The organism is Clostridium amazonense (genome assembly GCF_056431285.1).
Genome location: NZ_JBWKMH010000010.1, coordinates 481662 through 501654, shown reverse-complemented (window position 1 = coordinate 501654; position 19993 = coordinate 481662). Strand labels below are relative to the sequence as shown.

The following is a 19993-nucleotide window of genomic DNA, read 5'->3' as shown; positions in this document are numbered from 1 at the left end:
AGTTAAAATTTAATACTCATAAAAACAACTTCCACCTATAAATTCTCTAATTATTGAATTACTTGGAACTAAATTCATATCTACTTCCTTAAAGAAATTTAGAAAACTTATAAGTCTTTTAGCTTCATCATATACTTTGCTATTTTCATTTATTTTTAAAAGTTCTTCTAATGCAAACTTTTTCAAAATGCATAATTCATACATAAGCGCTGAGTTAAACATTGCATCTACATTTTCTTGAAATATAAAGATGTTTTTTTCTTCTCCACGTCTTATAGATGGCCACATTTTTAATGTGTTTTCCGCATCGTATCCTCTTGAAAGATAATCCCTAACAATTCTTCTTATTATTCTAATATCTGTCGTTGCTATTCTATTATGGTCATCTAAGTTAAGTTGTGTCAATGGGCTAATATAAATTTTAAATTTTCTTTCTTTTTCAATTGAAGATGTTAACATTTCATTTAAACCATGGATACCTTCTACAATTAAAACTCCGTTCTTTGGAAGTTTCATTTTTCTTCCTAACCATTCCCTTTTTCCTAATTTAAAACTATAAGATGGAATTTCTACTTCTTCTCCACTTAATAACTTTTTCAAATGAATATTAAATAGTTCTAAATCTAGTGCATATATAGATTCAAAGTCGTATTCTCCAAATTCATCTCGTGGTGTTCTTTCTCGATTTACAAAATAATCATCTAACGATATAGGTGTTGGCACAACTCCATTAACTTGTAATTGTATACTTAATCTTTTAGAGAATGTTGTTTTACCTGAAGATGACGGCCCTGCAATTAACACAATATTCACATTTTTATTGGAGCTAATTTCATCTGCTATAGACGCAATTTTTTTTTCATGTAAAGCTTCACAAATTCTTATTAAGTTTACAAATTCGCCCATTTCTACATTTTCATTCAAGGCACCAACATCACTGACGCCTACCAATTCCCCCCATTTTTCAGCTTCATAAAATATACTTGCAAGCTTTTTATGATTTTCAAATTTTGGAATTTTAAATGGTTCTTCAATTGTTGGAAATCTTAATATAAATCCTGGTTCATAATATATTAAATCAAAAGTTTTTAAAACTCCTGTAGAATATGCCATAGGACCATAAAAATAGTCATATTGACCATCCATTTCATATAAACTTACTTTACTTAAATTTCTTGATTTTAAAAGACGTATTTTGTCCTCCATTCCATACTTTTCAAATATCTTTAAAGCTTCTTTAACATCAATTGAAACCTTATTTATTCTTATATCCTTTTGTATTATTTCATTCATCTTTTCCTTTATTAAATATATATCATCAATATCTAGTTTAGGTTCTTTAGTTATCTCTCCAAATAATCCTTTACTTAAAGAGTGTTCTATAGTTATTTTAGCATCTTTAAATAATTCTAAAGTCGCTTTAATAAGCACAAATTGAAGTGTTCTTGTGTAAGTTGCCATTCCAAATTTATCTTTTATATCTACTACTTCAAATTCACTATTTTCATCGATTATTGTGCCCAATTCTGACAATTTACCATTTATTCTACATAATGTGATAGGTATATTTTGCTCTAATTCATTGTTTTTTATAAGGTCATATGCAGTAGTATTTTTTTCTATATCTATAGTTTTATTGTTAGATATTACATTTATTTTAATCATAATAAATATCCCCCTAATTCTGAGTTAATATTATTATATAAGAATTTCTATTTTTTGTATCTTATAAAATGCATTTTATAAAAACAACCTTTTAAATATAAATTTTATGCAATTCTAATAACATTTATAACTTTTTGTTATATTTTTTTGTTTTATTCACAGACTAAGTTTTAGACATGTTTTATATTTCTATTTTTATTTTAAGAGGTGATTTTTTTGCTTATTTCAGTAATTAGAACTTTAATACTTTATTTTTTTCTTTTATTCATGATGAGAATAATGGGAAAAAGAGAACTAGGTCAACTTGAACCTTTTGATTTAGTAACAGCTCTTATGATTTCTGAACTTGGTGTTTTACCTATGGAGAACAATGGAATACCACTAACTAATTCTATTGTACCGATAATAACTATTGTAATGCTTCAAGTTTTAACATCCTTTATCCAACTTAAAAGCGAAAAATTTAGAACACTTTTCAATGGTGAACCTAGCATTTTAATTAAAGATGGTAGAGTTGATATGGATGAACTTAGAAATCAGCGTTTTAATTTAGATGACTTAATGGAAGAATTACGACTAAATGGATATTTCAATTTAGCTGAAATTCACTACGCCATTTTAGAAACTAATGGAAATATTTCTGTAATGCCTAAGGAAACTGTATCACCTTTAACAGCTAAGCAACTTAATATTACACTTGCTGATAACCCTCTTCCTTTAGTTGTTATAAGTGATGGAATAGTAAATAAATATAATTTAAAAGAATTAAAAAAAGATGAAAAATGGCTTAAATCACAATTAAATAAAAGAAATATTATAAACTTTAGTGATGTTGTCGTCGCTATTGTATATGACAAAAACGAAATGTTTATTCAATTAAAAAATGAAGAGAACAACACCTTTACTTCTATTAATGCTAATAGCACTAATGAACTTAAGGATAGTCTAATAAATTTTGTTAAAAATTCTTCTTCAAATAAAAATAATAATAAAAATAAATAATAATTTTATTAACAGGGAGCTAAGAAAATATGAAAAAAATGATTTTACCTTTCACAATTTTTGGTATAATGCTAATAGGAATATTTTTTGCTACTAACTATACAGTACAAACTTGTGATTATCTTCTAAATTTGACTACTGAAACAGAAGAAACTATAGCTTTTGAAAAATGGGATGATGCTTACGTCAATTCTTTGAAATTGCTTACAGATTATGAAGATTCTATAAAGCTTATATCATTATTTTCAGAGCATCAACATTTAGACAATGTGTATGTTGAAATACTAAAACTAACTCAATATGTTAATGAAAAAGATAAAACACACTCTTTATCATCTGTTCATAGTATAAAAGGATTGATTAAGTCTATGAAGGATGAAGAATCTATAACTTTAAGAAATATTTTTTAAAATTTTAGATTCGAATTTAATGTACTACATTAACCTTATGTGTTATACTATTTATATGTTTTAGAATATTTATTCTACTTAATTGTATTATATTATAAATATTTTTTAAAGTGAAAGGTGGATTTATTATGGCATTAGTTACTACAAAAAAAATGTTTGATAAAGCATTTCAAGGAAAATACGCTATAGGCGCTTTCAACATTAATAACATGGAAATAATTCAAGGAATTGTTGATGGATGTAAGACTAAAAACTCTGCAGTTATACTTCAAGTTTCTAGTGGAGCTATGAAATATATGAGACCAGATTATTTAAAGGCATTAGCTGAAGCCGCAGCAAAAGAAAGTGGTCTTGATATAGCATTGCATCTAGATCATGGTGATTCTTTAGATTTAGTGAAAAAATGTATTGAAGTTGGTTTTACATCTGTAATGTTTGATGGTTCTCACTATGAATATGAAGAAAATGTAAAACTTACTAAAGAAGTTGTAGATTATGCTCATGCAAGAGGTGTTGTTGTAGAAGCTGAACTTGGAAAACTTGCTGGTGTAGAAGACGAAGTAAAAGTTGCTGCACATGAAGCTACTTACACTGACCCAGATCAAGCAGTTGATTTTGTAAAAAGAACTGGAGTTGATTCTTTAGCTATAGCTATAGGAACAAGTCATGGTGCTTACAAATTTAAAGGTGAAGCAAAACTTGACTTTGATAGATTAGAAACAATTACGAAAAAATTAGAAGAAGCTGGTTTTCATAATTATCCAATAGTTTTACATGGTGCTTCTTCAGTTGATCAAAATTTTGTAAAAATGTGCAATGATAATGGTGGAGAAATAAACGGAGCTAAAGGTGTTCCTGCAGAAATGTTAAGAAAAGCTTCTGCTATGGCAGTTTGTAAAATAAACATGGATACAGATATAAGACTTGCTATGACTGGAAGTATAAGAAAATACTTAGCTGAAAATCCAAGTCAATTTGATCCAAGAAAATATCTTGGTGAATCAAGAAAAAATATAGAAACTTTAGTTGAAGCTAAAATAGATGAAGTTTTAGGTTCTGCTAACTCTATGAATTAATATAGATATAAAAAATAAACTCAAAATAATTTAAATTATTTTGAGTTTATTTTTTATATCCTTAAATTTTATCCATCTATCTCATCTTGTTTTTCATCATTCTTTACTTTATCATTTCCTGATAACTTATTCACACCTTCTATATCTATCATTGATTTGTTTTCATTGATAGCTTGACGAGCAGTGGATTGTCCAAAGTAAAAAGATATTATTACTGCAAATATGGTAACAAATTGATCACCAGTTACTTTTCCTTTTACAGCTAATATACAAAATGTTATTGTTAATAATATTGATATAAATCTCTTTATTCCGAATACATATACAAGAAACTCTTTCATGTCACACCCCTAAACTAAACTCTATACTTCATTTGTATGATATTTTTATAAAAATGTTAATTGCATAACTTGTAATATGTATACTTTTTTTTATATTTCTTTGTTTTGTTTTTATTGATATAATATATAGAGTTTCAAGTTCAAATTTAAAGTAATGTCTTTCTCAAATAATAGTACTAATCTTACAGTTTATTCTGATATCATTGTTGAAACCAATTAAAAACTAAGAGTGAAAAGTGATGGTTAATATTTAAGTTTATACTTTTTACCTTAACTGTCAATTATCAATATTAAACATTCATTTTAAATTTTTTAATATAAAATTTAAAAGTGATTTTAAAAACATATTAAACTTAAAATAATATTTTATTTATGAGGTGATTTTTTTGGAATATATAAAGGAAATTAATATTCTAGATGCAGTAATACATGTATTAGATAATAATAGTGATGAACCTATCTTAAATGCATTTGCCCTTGATTTAAACGAAGAAACTTACACATTTGTAGCAAAACATGTTCAACGTTGTTTAAAAGATGAAGAATTAAAATATGCATTTTTTACTGAAGATAGAAATATTGTTAAAGAAGTTTCTCAAGAATTTTTGAGTGGTGAAAATAATATTTTAAATGTTTCTAAAGAATTAGCTAAACAGCTATTTATACTAATGCGTTCAAAAGGAAATATTCCATCATGTGATTTACTTACTGTAAGCTTTTCAACTGAATATGGATTGTTTTTAGGGATATTTAAAATGGATTATATTAAGAATTACATGCATACTATTGAGTATGTTGATGATAAAATTGGTATAGATATAATACCTCAACTTACCGGCCTTCCATCTTCTAGCTCTAGAATTCAAAAATGTGCTTTTATAAAAGCAATAAATAGCGATAATGCCTATGATTTAATGGTCATTGATAAACAAAGTAAAAATAAGAATGCTGAGGATTATGGTTCAAATTATTTTATTGATAATTATCTAGGTTGTAGAATAATTGATAATGAAAGAGATATGACTAAAAATTTTGTTAAAGCTGCTGAAAAATGGACTAAGAACAATTTAAAAGAAAATGCATCTGAACAAGAAAAAGTTAGAAGTCATATAAAAAAATCACTAAAGAATGAAGAAAACATTGACATAAATGCTTTTTCTGATGAAGTTTTTAAGGATAATACAGAACTTAAAGAAAACTTTAAAACCTTTGCTAAAGAACATGGTGTTGTAGATAATGTAGCTATAGATAAAGAATGGGTAGATAAAAAATTAAAACGAATTAGATTGAAGATAGACAAAGATATGGATTTATATCTTTCTGAAGAAGCTTATCATGATTTTGAGCGTTTTGAAATTAAACGTAATGGTGATGGAAGTATCAATATGATTCTAAAACATATAATGAACTATGAAGAAAAATAACTTTTATTTTTCTTCATAGTTTTTTAATTTATATATTTTAAACTTATACTGTATAAAATATAGCATTTTTAATAAAACTATACATGTATGAAATTATTTATTAAAATCCCTATAGTTATTATTAGAAATTACTATAATGTTTTTTATATATAATTAAAGGATTTTAAGGTATATAAGTTAAATTATATTAATATTCATAATATTAAAACTATACTTAAAGGAGGTTCTATTAATGTATTCTATAGATAACGGACAATATCATAATAATGAAGAAGTTAAAGGATTAATCTCTGATGTTTTAAAAAGTAATCATTTTGCTATAACGCCTTTAAATGAAAATGATTGCAATTCATATGAAATCAATATTAAAGGCGATAAGTATGGTACCTTTAAAATTTCAAATAATCAAATAAACCATACTGGTCAAGTAATTGATGAAGGCACATTAGAAAATGGTGAAAACTGGAGTCTTGAACTTTATTAATTATGTAAAATAAAAGTGCTAAAAATTAGCACTTTTATTTTTTTAAAAAACTGTTTGATTTTCTTTTTTTAAATTTATAATTATATTTTTTATTTCTTGCAACATTCCTATTATTTCATGTGATAAATTTTCTGCTCTATATATTTCACTATTTACTAATTGTTTATCATTTTTCTCTATAGCTTTTTCTACACTATGACCTATACTATGCAGTTCTTTGTGAATTCCATCAATATTTTTCCAAATAGTTAATATATCCTTATTAGATGGTAATACTGAATTATAAAAATGTCCAAACCCACATTTAGTCCCATCCATTTGAAGTGGCTCTACAGTCATGTTAGCTCCCATATTTTTAAGTTTTTCAGTCCACCCTTCATGTGCTGATATAGCCATATCTATGTTATATATAAAATCATCATTAGATATCATAAAATATTCTTCACTACCTATTTCACCGCTTAACTTAGCTAAAGAATCTACTAACTCTTCTATACTTTCTAATTCATTTCCCATATTTTTTATCATTACAGATTTTTCTCTAACATTCTCTGACATTGACTCTAAAATCTCACTATCTTTTATAATTGATGTCACCGCTTCATTTATCTGTTCACCTATCGAACTAACCTCTTCCATATTATTAGCAACATCCTCTACATTTTCTATAACTGATTTAACAGCATCATTACTTTCATTAAATGAATTAGCTATGTTCACGGTATGGGTCTCTAATTTATTTATAAACTCTACAGTAGAATTTACACTTTCATAGTTTTTCAATGAAGATGATTCTATTTTATTAACAAATTCTTGCATAACTGCCAATTGATTCGTTGTATTTTCTGATAAACTTCTTATCTCTTCAGCAACTACAGCAAACCCTTTTCCATTTTCACCTGCTCTTGCAGCTTCTATACTAGCATTTAATGCTAATAAATTAGTATTGTCTGCTATATCATGTATTCCATTTAAAATACTTCTCATATCATTTACTATGCCATTTAACTCATTCATATTTTTCTCCATTACTGAAGAATTATTAGACACTTCCTTGTTTAAATTTAATATGTCATCAAGAGCAGTATTACTTGAATTTAATATATCTTTTAAACAATCAGTTTTATTTATTATATTTTCTAAAGATTTAGCATTATTTTCAATGGCATTTGATAATTCGTTTACACCAGCACCAGTTTCTTGTATTACTGAAACTAGATTATGTGATGAATCTTTAAGTGTATTTGATGTCTTTTCTAATTCTCTTGAATAATGTAATAATTGAACATTAAAATTACTTATTTTAGTTGATAAACCTAAAATACCCTTTATAAGTTTTTCTACCTTAGATGATATTCTCAATATAAATTTAGCTAGTTTTGAAAATAATTTTATATCCTCTTCACTAGAGTTATTAAACATTCCTTCAATTTCAGCTAAATCCCTTTTTTCAAAACTGGCCTTAATAAAACCTACCTGTTTTTTTATTTTAAATACTGATACCATATTTTTCCTCCCACTAAGACACTATTTTTATAATTATCGATAAATTTTTTTATACCTTTACATAATGCTAAACTTACTATCCTTAGATGTTAAATATATATGTTTATATTAATAAGTTAAATATTTCAAATGCATTGTAAGTTTAAAATTATGTTATAATTAACTATTGAATTTTAAGATTTCAATGTATAATTTAAATAGCAATATTATAATAAACTACTTTTCTTTGGAAAATACTAATATATATTGCTTACTGCAACTTAAGGAGGTTTTTTTATGCACGAAATTGAAACAAGAATTATAGACATAAATGTTGATGATATAAGGAATAAATTAAAAAATTTAAATGCATCAAAAGTTAAAGAAGAAAGTCAAGTAAATAATATCTTTGATTTTTCTGACAGACGTATGTTAAATGCTAAAGGTTATGCTAGAATACGTGAAGTTTTTGATCATATTTCAAATAGAAATATTTACTATATGACTACAAAAAAGCTTTTAAGTCAAGAAAAATATAAAATCATGGATGAATGTGAAGTCGAAATTAGTAATGGAGATGAAGGCAAAAAAATTTTTAACTCTTTAGGCTTGGAATTAGTTGAATCTATAAAAAAATTTAGAGAAAGTTATCAATATAAAAACACTTTAATTGAAATTGATATAAATGATCCAAGTTTTTGCCCATTTCCTTATATAGAAATAGAATCACTTTATGAAGATGAAATTATTGAAGTTGTTGGCTTGCTTGGATATACAATGAATGATACAACCTCAAAAACTATATATGAAATATTAAAAGATAAATCATCTTTAAAAGGTTTATAAATGTTTGGATATGTAATGCCATGTAAAATGGAACTTAAAGTTAAAGATTATGAAAAATTCAAAGCTTACTATTGTGGTCTATGCCTTGCTATAAAAAATGAATTTGGTAACCTTCCACGATTTGCTCTTAATTATGATATGACATTTTTAGCTATATTACTCGATAGCTTAAATAATGAAAATTTAGATTTTGTCGTTAGTAAATGTATTGCTCACCCAGTAAAAAAAAGAACTAAAATTGTAAATTGTGATGCCCTTAACTACGCTGCATTTTGCAATATATCTTTAACTTACTTTAAATTATTAGATAATGTTCAAGATGATGAATCTAAATTAAATAAAATATTATCTATATTCTTAAAAAAATACACTAAAACTGATGACACAACTAATATAAAAATCCTCAATTATATGGAAGAAAAACTTGACTTATTAAATCAAATTGAAAATAATGAAAACCTAAGTTCTATTGATGAAATTTCACATATATTTGCTGATTTAACTGCATACATTATATGTGAATATGTAGATGATGACAAATTAAAAAATAACTTATATAATTTAGGATATAATCTAGGAAGATTTATATATTTAATTGACGCATATGATGATTTAAAGAAAGATATGGAAGAAAATAAGTTTAATCCAATAAATAAATGCTTTAATAATGATAATCTTCCTTATGAAGAATTAATAAATTTAATTAGAGATAGAATTGAATTTAATTTAATTATGAGTGCCCAAAGCTCTTATGATTCATTAATGGCTTTAGATTTATGTAAGAATAAAGACCTTTTAACTAATATACTAGAGCTAGGTTTAATGGAAAAGATAGAAAGTATTAAATTTAAGGAGTGTAAAAAAAATGAGAAATCCGTATGAAGTATTAGGGGTTAAAGAAGGTGCTTCTCAAGATGAGATAAAAAGTGCTTATAGAAAACTTGCTAAACAATATCATCCTGATCAATATGATAATAATCCTTTAAGAGAACTTGCTGAAGAAAAAATGAGAGAAATTAATGAGGCTTATGATGCCCTAACTAAAGGTAACACTAATTCTTATAATAGTAGCAATACTAATTCTAATCCAAACTATAGTGGTAATGATTTTTCTACATATCAATCAGTTAGAAATGATTTAAACATAGGCAATATTTCTGGTGCTGAAAGTAAGCTAAATTCTATTAGTAATAGAACTGCTGAATGGTATTTCCTTATGGGAATGGTCAACGTTAAGAAAAATTGGTTTGATAATGCATATAATTTAATTTCTCAAGCTTGTAGAATGGACCCTAACAACTTTGAATATAGACGTACATTAAATGAATTATCTATGCGTCAAAGAGCATATGCAGGCAATTATAACACAACTACTCGTGGTGGCGATAGTTGTTGTGATACCCTTTGTAAACTATGGGCTCTTGACACTTGCTGTGAATGTATGGGTGGAGATTGCATAAGTTGTTTCTAGTCTTAATACTATTATTATTGAAAGATAAACTAATATTAAATAGTTTATCTTTTTTCTAAATTATTAAAAATAATAATTTTAATTTAATATTATAACAACATCTGTTGGAGGTGATTTTATGGGAAATTTAAATATTAACTCTAAAACTACTTATATAACTAAAGGTGGAATTTATGTAGCTTTAAGCTTAGTTATCTTATATGCTTCTGTTTTAGTTCCTTTTAATACTATGTTTATCCTACTTCTTGCATCTAGTATTATTCCACTTTCTATTTTAACAATAGGTGTAAAACCTACTATTATAGTTTATATTGCAGTTTCTTCAATATCTTATTTTATAATTCCAACTAAATCTATTTGTATTATGTATTTACTATTTTTTGGTTCATATGGCTTCATAAAATATTTTATAGAAGGAAAGAAAAATAAAAATTTACAAGTTTTACTTAAGTTTTTATTCTTTAATACTTCTGCTATAATTTATTTATTTTTACTTAAAACACTATTTGCAACTGAAGTCTCTATAACATATAATAACAATATAGTGCTTTTAATTACACCTATAATTGTATATGAAGTTGCATTTTTCATATATGATTATGCTCTTACTCAAATAATTACTTATTTAAGCAAGAAAGTAATTAAAAATTTGAAATAATTGAATATAATTATTGTAAAATCACAATAATTATATTATAATTTATTATTAATTGAATATAATTATTGCTTTGATTAGGAGTATTAGTATTATATTAGTTTTTAGAGAGCTACAGTTTGCTGAAATGTAGTAACTAATTTGTATGAACTTGCCTATGAGCTTACTTGTTAGAAACAAGTACGGTCTTATATCGTTATAATACACAAGTGAGGCTTTTGCCTAATTAGAGTGGTACCGCGGAAATATAACTTTCGTCTCTTTTTATTTAGAGATGAAAGTTTTTTTATATTCTCAAAATAAAAATAATTAATGGGAAAACTATCTTTAACTTATTAATTGTTATCTTATTATGAAAGCAAACATTAGAATAACTATTGAATTTATTCATAAAAGTATAAGTTAAAAATATAAGTTGAAACCATACATATGTAAGGAGGATTATTTATGGGAAATTATAATACTGAAATTGATAAAAAATGGCAACAAAAATGGGAAGAAAGTCAAATTTATAAATTTGACAATGATAATCTTGACAAAAAACTTTATGTTTTAGAGATGTTCTCATACCCTTCTGGAAGCCAATTACATGCTGGGCACTGGTTTAACTATGGACCCATTGACACATGGGCTAGAATAAAGAGAATGGAAGGATATAACGTATTCCAACCAATGGGTTTTGATGCCTTTGGACTTCCTGCTGAAAACTTTGCAATCAAAACTGGAATTCATCCTATGGATTCTACTGAAAAAAATATAGTTACTATGGAAAAGCAATTAAAAGCTATGGGTGCTATGTTTAACTGGGAAAATGAAGTTGTAACTTGTAGACCAGATTATTATAAATGGACTCAATGGTTATTCCTAAAGCTATATGAAAAAGGACTTGCTTACAGAAAAAATGCTCCTGTTAATTGGTGCCCTAGCTGTAATACAGTTCTTGCTAACGAACAAGTAGTTGATGGCTTCTGTGAAAGATGTGAAAGTGAAGTTACTAAAAAGAACTTAACTCAATGGTTCTTAAAAATTACTGACTATGCAGATGAATTACTTGAAAAAATAGATGAGTTAGATTGGCCTGAAAAAACTAAATCTATGCAAAAACACTGGATTGGAAAATCTACTGGTTCAGAAGCATTATTTAAAGTTGATGGTAAGGATATAGAATTTAATGTATTTACAACAAGAGTAGATACTTTATTTGGAGTTACTTATGTAGTTTTAGCTCCAGAAAATGATTTAGTAGATGAACTTACAACTGCTGAATTCAAAGGAGCTGTTGATGATTATAGAGAAGCTGCTAAAAAGCAATCTGATATAGAAAGACAATCTATAACTAGGGAAAAAACTGGTGTATTTACTGGTTCTTATGCTATAAACCCTATAAACGGTAAAAAAGTACCTATTTGGATTGGAGACTATGTTTTAAACAGTTATGGAACTGGGGCTGTTATGGCTGTTCCAGCACATGATGAAAGAGATTTTGCTTTTGCTACAAAATATTCTCTTCCAATTGAAAGAGTTATTGAAGGTGGCGAGCTTCCATATACTGAAAAGGGAACTTTAATAAATAGTGCTGAATTTAGTGGTTTATCATCAGAAGAAGCTAAAGAAGCAATTGTTAATAAATTAAGTTCTTTAAAATTAGGTGAAAAGAAAGTAAACTTTAGACTAAGAGACTGGCTAGTTTCTAGACAAAGATACTGGGGAGCCCCTATTCCAATAATTTATTGTGATAAATGTGGAACAGTTCCAGTACCTGAAAAAGATTTACCAGTACAACTTCCATATGATGTTGAATTTACACCTGATGGAAAATCTCCATTAGCTAAATGTGAAAGCTTTGTAAATACAACTTGCCCTTGTTGTGGTGGTCCTGCAAAAAGAGAAGTTGATACATTAGATACTTTTGTATGTTCTTCATTCTACTATTTAAGATATACTGACAATAAAAATGGTGAAATATGTTTTGATAGTGATAGAGCTAACAAAATGCTTCCTGTAGATAAATATGTAGGTGGTCCAGAACATGCTTGTATGCACTTACTATATGCAAGATTTATAACTAAAGCCTTAAGAGATATGGGATATGTAAACTTTGATGAACCATTTAAATCTTTAACTCATCAAGGACTTATCCTAGGACCAGATGGTTTAAAAATGAGTAAATCTAAAGGAAATACTATTTCTCCTGATGATTATATAAAAGATTTTGGTGCTGACGTATTTAGAATGTATCTAATGTTTGGATTCGGTTACACTGATGGTGGTGCTTGGAGCGATGATGGAATAAAATCTATTGGTAGATTTGTTGAAAGAATTGAAAGAATTCTTGAACATTGTATCGCGGAGTTAAAAAACAAAGATAATAATAAAGAAGTTCTAGAAGCACCAGAAAAAGAATTAAACTACTGGAGACACTTCGCTATTAAAAATGTTACTGAAGACGGAGATAAGATGCAATTTAATACTGCAATCGCTAGAATGATGGAGTTTACTAATGCATTATCTAAGTACTTAAATGAAAAAGTTAAAAATGTAAATTTCTTGAAAGAAGTTCTTGTAGACTACATTAAGCTTCTTGCACCATTTGCTCCTCACTTTGCTGAAGAACAATGGGAATGTTTAGGTATGAACTACTCAGTATTTAATGAAAAATGGCCTGAATTCTCACCAGAAGCCTTAATTAAAGATGAAGTAGAAATTGCTATTCAAGTTAACGGAAAAATTAAAGCTAAAATAAATGTTTCTACATCACTTGATGAAGAAGGCATTAAAGAAGCTTCTTTAAATAATGAAACTATAAAATCTAACCTTGAAGGAAAAACTGTAAGAAAAGTTATCGTTATAAAAGGTAGACTTGTTAATATAGTTGCTAACTAATTTAATTTTAATAAAAAAAGATTAATAGATTTCTATTAATCTTTTTTTATTAATTCTTATTATATTTATCTAAAGCTTTCTTTGTTTCTTGTAATAAGCTATTTAATTCATACGCTTCCCCTACTTCTAATAGTTTATTTAATTGTTCAGAGAATCTAGATGCCTCAGATATCTTTCCTAATGATGATAATGTTAGTATGTTTTCAACTATCCCTGTTACTAAACTAGATTTAACTTCAAATAATTTTTGTGCATCTTTTATTTCATCTTTTATATCCATCATTTGCTCATCTAGCTTAAATGCTGCATCTGCTGCGTTCTTTAACTTACTTTTTACATCTATAGGAATATCATGTTTATATTTATAGTTTAATGAATGTTCTACAGTTGCCCAGAAATTCATTGCCAATGTTCTTATTTGAAATTCTGCTAATATTTCTGTTGGTCCATCAACCATATTTACAGGATATTTTATTATTATATGATAACTTCTATACCCACTACTTTTAACATTTGTAATATAATCTTTTTCATATATTATCTGCATATCTTTTCTTTGTCTAATAAGTTCTACAACTGTATCTATATCATCAACAAACTGACACATTATTCTAACGCCAGCTATATCTTCCATTTCATATGCAATTCTTTCAAGTGGGATATCAAATTTATTTGCTTTCTCTAAAATACTAGAAACTTCCTTTACTCTTGCTGTTACAAACTCTATTGGGGAGTATTCGTTTTTTCTTCTTAGCTCTCTTCTTATGCTTCTAAATTTAACTTTTAATTCCTCAACTGCTTGTTCATATGGAATTAAAAACTTTTTCCACTCCACTACTGCCATCTAATTCACCCTTTACTATTTTAGCTTTATATATTAAATAATTTAATTTGAGTTAATACATATATATATAATATAATGTTATTAGTATAAAATATCAAATAAATATTTATTTTTAATATTTTTAAGGTGGTAAATGACTATGTCTGATAATAAAATTTTCTCTGGACTTGAACATGTAGGTTTTAAGGATAGTGATTTAAAAGATTTATCTCTTTATGAAAAAGAAAAAAAAGCTATAGAAGATGCAAAAAAAACATCACCTTCTTCATTACTATATGAAAAAACTATTGTTTGTCCTGTGTGTGAAACTACATTTAAACAACTAGCTTTAAAAAGTAATTCTTATAGAATGATATCTAAAGATTCCGACTTTTTCATAAGATATGCTACAATAAATCCTTACTTTTATGATGTCTATGTTTGTGAGCATTGCGGCTATTCAGCTTTAAAGGTAGATTTCAACAAAATTTCGGAGAAACAAAAAGAATCGGTTATAAGTAATATTTCAACAAAATTCAAATCAAGAACATATCCAAAAGAATATAATTTATCTATAGCTATTGAAAGATATAAGTTAGCTCTTTTGAATGCAACTTATATAAATAGTAAATCTAGTACAAAAGCTATGATTTGTTTAAAAATTGCTTGGATGTATCGCTTATCTGAGGATAATAACAGTTCTGAACTTGAAAAAAGTTTTCTTAAATCATCCCTTGAGGGGTTTAATGTTGCTTTAGAAAAAGAATCAATGCCTGTATATAAAATGAATACTTTTCTTTTGATGTATTTAATTGGTGAATTAAATCGTCGTCTTGAAAATTATGATACTGCACTTTCTTGGTTTTCAAGAGTTATTACAACTCCTGGTGTATCTACTAACTTAAAGGAACTTACTAGAACTCAGAGAGATCTCATAAAAGAAACTTTAGAGCAGCAAAATGCAGCTAAAGAAGAAAGTACCGAAATCTCTACAGATGATATAGATAGCAATGAGGATTCTACTAAATCCAATAAAGGGTTCTTTTCCAAATTATTTGGTGAGTAAAAAGTTAAGACTATAAATATAGCCTTAACTTTTTGTTTCATTTAAATTAGCAGCAACCTCATCTAATGTTATTTTTTCTATGTTATTCATATTTCTTTTTGCCACTGATAACATCAGTTTTATCCTATTAATTTGATTGGCTTCACTTGCACCAGGATCATAATCTATTGGAATTATATTACTACTCTCGTATTTTCTTTTTATAGCTTTTATCATTCCTTTTCCAGTAACATGATTAGGTAAGCAAGCAAATGGTTGCATGCATATTATATTATTTACTCCGCTCTCTATAAGTTCCAGCATTTCAGCAGTTAAAAACCATCCTTCACCTGTTTGATTACAAAGTGATAAAACTTTGCTTGCAAGTTTTCCCAAATATTCAATGTCTTTAGGTGCTGTAAATCTATTGCTCTTATTTAACTCTTCCTTCATTATCTTTCTATAATATTCAATAAAGCTTATAACAACCTGTCCTGAAATATCATTTAGTTTATTTCCAATTAAATTTTGATATTTGATTTTAGAGTTATATGCACAATACAAGAAAAAATCTGTTAAGTCTGGCATTACTGCTTCAGCACCTTCATTTTCTACTATTTCTATTACCCTATTATTGGCTGTTGGATGAAACTTTACTAAAATTTCACCTACTAATCCAACCTTAGGCTTATCATAATTATTTATCTCTAACATATCAAAATCTTTTATAACATTTTTTATATTTTCTTTTAATCCATTTAAATCATACTCTTTTATTTGCTTTTTAATTTTTTTATTCCACATTTTGTATAATTCATTTGTACTTCCTTTTATTTTTTCATAAGGTCTTACTTTTAAAGTACATCTCATAAACAGATCTCCATATATAAGGGCAATCACTGCTTTTTTCGCCATTTTTAGTGAGTATTTAAATCCTGGATTTTTCTCAAGTCCACAAGCATTTAATGATATAACTGGTATATTTTCCATTCCACAATCTTTTAATGCCTTTCTTAAAAAGCCTATATAATTTGTAGCTCTACATCCCCCTCCAGTTTGAGTAATTACTACTGATGTATTGTTTATATCATACTTTCCTGATTTCAATGCATTTATTATTTGACCTATAACTATTATAGATGGATAACAAGCATCATTATTTACATATTTTAATCCTTCATCTACAGCTCTTTCATCCACCGCTGGAAGAACTTCTAAGTTATATCCACTTGAACTTAAAGCTACCTGTAATAATTCAAAATGCATTGGTGACATTTGTGGTGCAATAAGTGTATGTCTTTTCCTCATTTCTTTCGTAAATATAGGTCTAGATTTTACTTTTGTTTTTTTACAACAGCCTATTGACTTTAATTCTCGCTCTTCCATTGCAGCTTTTAATGATCTAATTCTTATACGAACTGCTCCTAAATTATTAACTTCATCTATTTTTATACTTGTATATATTTTATCATTATTTTTTAATATTTCCTGAACTTGATCAGTAGTAACTGCATCTAATCCACAGCCAAAAGAATTCAATTGGACTAATTCAATTTTAGATTCATTGCTTACAAAAGATGCTGCTGCATATAGTCTTGAATGGTACATCCATTGATCTACAACTCTTAAAGGTCTTTCAACTTGTCCTAAATGAGCAATTGAATCTTCTGTAAGAACTACAATTCCATATCCCGATATAAGCTTATCAATTCCATGATTGATTTCTGGATCAATATGATATGGTCTTCCACACAATACAATTCCTTTTTTATTATAATCTTTTATATATTTTAAGGCTTCTTCACCTTTTTTTCTTATATCTTCTTTAAATTTTTCATCTTCACTCCATGCTAAATTTACAGCATTACTTATTTCTTTGAAAGGTATATCAAAGCTACTTAAAGATTTAAATAATCCCTCTTTTAACTTTTTAATATCCTTAAAAGCAATAAATGGATTTAAAAATTTTATATTACCTTCTATTAATCTATCTACATTATTTTTTATTACTTCTGGATATGAAATTACCATAGGACAATTAAATTGATTGTTAGCTTCTTTTTGTTCTTTATGCTCATAAAAAACACAAGGATAAAATATAAAGTCTACTTTCTTATCTATTAAATCAATAATATGCCCATGAGCCATTTTAGCTGGATAACAAGCTGACTCTGATGGTATTGTTTCCATACCTAATTGATAAATTTCCTTTGAAGATCTATTTGATAGTTCTACTTTAAATCCCAGTGTTGTAAAGAATGTATGCCAAAATGGATAATTTTCATACATATTTAAAACTCTAGGAATTCCAACTATCCCTCTATAAGCCTCATTATCTTCTAATGGTTTATAGTCAAATATTCTATCATATTTATATTGAAATAAATTTGGTAGTCCTTTTTCTTCTTTTAATCCACCTTCACCTTTTTCACATCTATTTCCTGAGATAAAACTTTCTCCACTTGAAAATTTATTAATTGTTAAAAGACAATTGTTACTGCATCCTCCACATCTTCTTAGGTTAGTAGTTACATTAAATTCATTTAACTCTTTTTGTGAAATTAAACTACTTTTTTCTTTTCCACTACCTCTTTCCTTTGCTATTAACGCAGCTCCAAATGCCCCCATAAGTCCTGCTATATCTGGTCTTATAACTTCTCTTTGTGATATTAATTCAAAAGCTCGTAATATAGCATCATTATAAAAAGTTCCGCCTTGAACTAATATTTTTTCTCCCATTTCCTTAGGATTTCTTATTCTTATAACTTTATGAAGTGCATTTTTAATAACGGAATAACAAAGTCCTGCTGCTATATCCCCAACTGAACTTCCTTCTTTTTGCGCTTCTTTAACCCTTGAATTCATAAAAACAGTACATCTTGATCCTAAATCTACAGGACTTTTGCTATTTATCGCTTCTTTTATAAAATCATCTATAGGTAGTTCCAACGACTTGCTAAAAGATTCAATAAAAGAACCACATCCAGATGAACATGCTTCATTTAATTTAATCTCATTTATAACTTTATTACTTATGGTTATGCACTTCATATCTTGACCACCTATGTCTAAAATAAAGTCTACATTTGGTTCAAAAAACATAGCAGCTTTTTGATGTGCAATTGTTTCAACTTCTCCATAATCAACTTTAAATGCTTTCTTTATTAATCCTTCTCCATACCCCGTAACAGTACTACCTTTTATAGTTATATCATTATCTATAATATTATAAATTTCATTTAAAATTTTTCTTATTTGTTTTATAGGGTTCCCATTATTACTACCATAATGTGAATATAAAATTTCTCCTTCTTCATTTATTAAAACTGCTTTTGTAGTTGTTGATCCTGCATCTAATCCTAAGTATGTACCTCCTTTGTATTCTTCTAAATTGCTTCTTTTAACAGAGTTGCTATTATGTCTTTTCTTAAATTCCTTTAATTCTTCCTCATTTTTGAAAAGAGGTTTTAACCTATTTATTTCATTATTCTCATATTTTTTTATACTATTAATTTTCTCTGTTAACTTTTCAGGTGTTAATTTTTCTTCATATTTAGAACATAGTGCTGCTCCTATTGCAACAAAAATTTGAGAATTATTTGGAAATATAACATCTTCCTCTTTAATTTTCAATGTTTCTATGAACCTTTTTCTTAATTCTGATAAATAATATAATGGACCACCTAAAAATGCTACTTTTCCTCTTATCGGTCTTCCACATGCAAGACCACTTATTGTTTGATTTACTACTGATTGAAAAATTGATACAGCAATATCTTCTTTTCTTGCACCTTCATTTAACAAGGGTTGAATATCACTTTTAGCAAATACCCCGCATCTTGCTGCTATAGGGTATATAACTTTATAATTTTTTGCTAATTCATTTAACCCATTTCCATCAGTTTCTAATAAAGCTGCCATTTGATCTATAAAAGCACCTGTACCTCCAGCACAAGTTCCATTCATCCTTTGCTCTACCCCACCAGTAAAATAAGTTATTTTTGCATCTTCTCCACCTAATTCTATTGCTACATCTGTTTCAGTAATCAACTCCTCAACTGCTTTCCTACAAGCAACAACTTCTTGTGTAAATCCTATATTTAACCACTTAGAAATTGTGAGTCCCCCAGATCCTGTCATCATTATAGTGAATAGTTTGTCGTCTAAATTATTTAATCCATCTAATAATAGATTATATATACTTTCTTTTATATTAGAGTAATGTCTCATATATTTACTATAAATTATTTTCCCATTTATATTTAACGCTACTAACTTAACCGTCGTAGAACCAACATCTAGTCCTAAATGAACTAATTCTGCCATTTCTCTTCACTCCCCAAATAAATATAAACTTTTTAAATTAATTACACATTGTTTATT

The 19993-nt window shown here is 27.1% G+C and carries 16 protein-coding genes and 1 other annotated feature; of the genes, 11 read left to right on the top strand and 5 right to left on the bottom strand.

Annotated elements, in window-relative coordinates; translation table 11 throughout:
- Positions 1–9: 9 nt before the first annotated feature.
- Positions 10–1665: a nucleoside kinase gene (locus AC07E4_RS06625; RefSeq protein ID WP_430828866.1), complete on the bottom strand. Its 1656-nt coding sequence runs from the start codon at positions 1663–1665 to the stop codon at positions 10–12.
- A gap of 216 nt (positions 1666–1881) precedes the next feature.
- Here AC07E4_RS06625 and AC07E4_RS06620 point away from each other — a divergent pair, with 216 nt between their 5' ends.
- From AC07E4_RS06620 to fba, 3 genes are all read left to right on the top strand, one after another.
- The gene (locus AC07E4_RS06620) at positions 1882–2667 is read left to right on the top strand and encodes a DUF421 domain-containing protein (RefSeq protein ID WP_478215993.1); all 786 of its coding nucleotides are present in this window, start codon (positions 1882–1884) and stop codon (positions 2665–2667) included.
- Between the two features lie 29 nt (positions 2668–2696).
- Positions 2697–3077 (top strand): DUF4363 family protein, encoded by a 381-nt coding sequence (locus AC07E4_RS06615; protein ID WP_034439223.1) that lies wholly within the window; start codon positions 2697–2699, stop codon positions 3075–3077.
- A gap of 128 nt (positions 3078–3205) precedes the next feature.
- Positions 3206–4153, top strand: coding sequence for a class II fructose-1,6-bisphosphate aldolase (gene fba / locus AC07E4_RS06610; RefSeq protein ID WP_034439226.1), 948 nt, complete (start codon positions 3206–3208; stop codon positions 4151–4153).
- Positions 4154–4221: 68 nt separating this feature from the next.
- On the opposite strand, the gene AC07E4_RS06605 is transcribed toward fba, so the two are convergent.
- On the bottom strand, positions 4222–4494 hold the full coding sequence (locus tag AC07E4_RS06605; RefSeq protein WP_034439228.1) for a hypothetical protein: 273 nt from the start codon (positions 4492–4494) through the stop codon (positions 4222–4224).
- Positions 4495–4880: 386 nt separating this feature from the next.
- Here AC07E4_RS06605 and AC07E4_RS06600 point away from each other — a divergent pair, with 386 nt between their 5' ends.
- Positions 4881–5918 (top strand): nucleoid-associated protein, encoded by a 1038-nt coding sequence (locus tag AC07E4_RS06600; RefSeq protein WP_034439231.1) that lies wholly within the window; start codon positions 4881–4883, stop codon positions 5916–5918.
- A 232-nt stretch (positions 5919–6150) separates the two neighbouring features.
- Positions 6151–6402 carry a hypothetical protein gene (locus AC07E4_RS06595; protein ID WP_034439235.1) on the top strand — a complete coding sequence of 84 codons (252 nt, stop codon included), beginning with the start codon at positions 6151–6153 and terminating at the stop codon, positions 6400–6402.
- Between the two features lie 42 nt (positions 6403–6444).
- Here AC07E4_RS06595 and AC07E4_RS06590 read toward each other — a convergent pair whose 3' ends face one another.
- Positions 6445–7908 (bottom strand): methyl-accepting chemotaxis protein, encoded by a 1464-nt coding sequence (locus AC07E4_RS06590; protein ID WP_034439238.1) that lies wholly within the window; start codon positions 7906–7908, stop codon positions 6445–6447.
- A 276-nt stretch (positions 7909–8184) separates the two neighbouring features.
- Here AC07E4_RS06590 and AC07E4_RS06585 point away from each other — a divergent pair, with 276 nt between their 5' ends.
- From AC07E4_RS06585 to leuS, 5 genes are all read left to right on the top strand, one after another.
- Entirely contained in the window at positions 8185–8733 is a 549-nt protein-coding gene (locus tag AC07E4_RS06585; protein WP_034439243.1) for a class IV adenylate cyclase, read from the top strand.
- Positions 8734–9615, top strand: coding sequence for a DUF5685 family protein (locus AC07E4_RS06580; RefSeq protein WP_478215992.1), 882 nt, complete (start codon positions 8734–8736; stop codon positions 9613–9615).
- Positions 9599–10204, top strand: coding sequence for a J domain-containing protein (locus AC07E4_RS06575; RefSeq protein ID WP_034439249.1), 606 nt, complete (start codon positions 9599–9601; stop codon positions 10202–10204). Before AC07E4_RS06580 ends, AC07E4_RS06575 begins: the two co-directional genes overlap by 17 nt.
- A gap of 118 nt (positions 10205–10322) precedes the next feature.
- On the top strand, positions 10323–10862 hold the full coding sequence (locus AC07E4_RS06570) for a hypothetical protein (RefSeq protein WP_034439252.1): 540 nt from the start codon (positions 10323–10325) through the stop codon (positions 10860–10862).
- Positions 10863–10923: 61 nt separating this feature from the next.
- Positions 10924–11124 (top strand) — a binding site (T-box leader).
- 182 nt (positions 11125–11306) lie between these two features.
- Positions 11307–13742: a leucine--tRNA ligase gene (gene leuS / locus AC07E4_RS06565; RefSeq protein ID WP_478215991.1), complete on the top strand. Its 2436-nt coding sequence runs from the start codon at positions 11307–11309 to the stop codon at positions 13740–13742.
- Between the two features lie 49 nt (positions 13743–13791).
- Here the strand turns inward: leuS and yjbM are convergent, their stop codons facing one another.
- A complete protein-coding gene (yjbM, locus tag AC07E4_RS06560) occupies positions 13792–14586 on the bottom strand; it encodes a GTP diphosphokinase (RefSeq protein WP_034439258.1) in 795 nt (264 codons plus the stop codon).
- 139 nt (positions 14587–14725) lie between these two features.
- Between yjbM and AC07E4_RS06555 the strand changes: the two genes are divergently transcribed.
- Positions 14726–15631, top strand: coding sequence for a DUF2225 domain-containing protein (locus AC07E4_RS06555; RefSeq protein WP_081770901.1), 906 nt, complete (start codon positions 14726–14728; stop codon positions 15629–15631).
- A gap of 24 nt (positions 15632–15655) precedes the next feature.
- On the opposite strand, the gene AC07E4_RS06550 is transcribed toward AC07E4_RS06555, so the two are convergent.
- Positions 15656–19936, bottom strand: a complete 4281-nt coding sequence (locus AC07E4_RS06550; protein WP_478215990.1) for an acyl-CoA dehydratase activase-related protein — start codon at positions 19934–19936, stop codon at positions 15656–15658.
- Between the last annotated feature and the right edge of the window lie 57 nt (positions 19937–19993).

Coding starts and splice junctions, on each gene's coding strand:
- AC07E4_RS06570 (WP_034439252.1), top strand. CDS start 10,323: ATGGGAAATTTAAATATTAACTCTAAAACTACTTATATAACTAAAGGT.
- fba (WP_034439226.1), top strand. CDS start 3,206: ATGGCATTAGTTACTACAAAAAAAATGTTTGATAAAGCATTTCAAGGA.
- AC07E4_RS06590 (WP_034439238.1), bottom strand. CDS start 7,908: ATGGTATCAGTATTTAAAATAAAAAAACAGGTAGGTTTTATTAAGGCC.
- AC07E4_RS06580 (WP_478215992.1), top strand. CDS start 8,734: ATGTTTGGATATGTAATGCCATGTAAAATGGAACTTAAAGTTAAAGAT.
- AC07E4_RS06585 (WP_034439243.1), top strand. CDS start 8,185: ATGCACGAAATTGAAACAAGAATTATAGACATAAATGTTGATGATATA.
- leuS (WP_478215991.1), top strand. CDS start 11,307: ATGGGAAATTATAATACTGAAATTGATAAAAAATGGCAACAAAAATGG.
- AC07E4_RS06575 (WP_034439249.1), top strand. CDS start 9,599: ATGAGAAATCCGTATGAAGTATTAGGGGTTAAAGAAGGTGCTTCTCAA.
- AC07E4_RS06605 (WP_034439228.1), bottom strand. CDS start 4,494: ATGAAAGAGTTTCTTGTATATGTATTCGGAATAAAGAGATTTATATCA.
- AC07E4_RS06625 (WP_430828866.1), bottom strand. CDS start 1,665: ATGATTAAAATAAATGTAATATCTAACAATAAAACTATAGATATAGAA.
- AC07E4_RS06555 (WP_081770901.1), top strand. CDS start 14,726: ATGTCTGATAATAAAATTTTCTCTGGACTTGAACATGTAGGTTTTAAG.
- yjbM (WP_034439258.1), bottom strand. CDS start 14,586: ATGGCAGTAGTGGAGTGGAAAAAGTTTTTAATTCCATATGAACAAGCA.
- AC07E4_RS06550 (WP_478215990.1), bottom strand. CDS start 19,936: ATGGCAGAATTAGTTCATTTAGGACTAGATGTTGGTTCTACGACGGTT.
- AC07E4_RS06595 (WP_034439235.1), top strand. CDS start 6,151: ATGTATTCTATAGATAACGGACAATATCATAATAATGAAGAAGTTAAA.
- AC07E4_RS06615 (WP_034439223.1), top strand. CDS start 2,697: ATGAAAAAAATGATTTTACCTTTCACAATTTTTGGTATAATGCTAATA.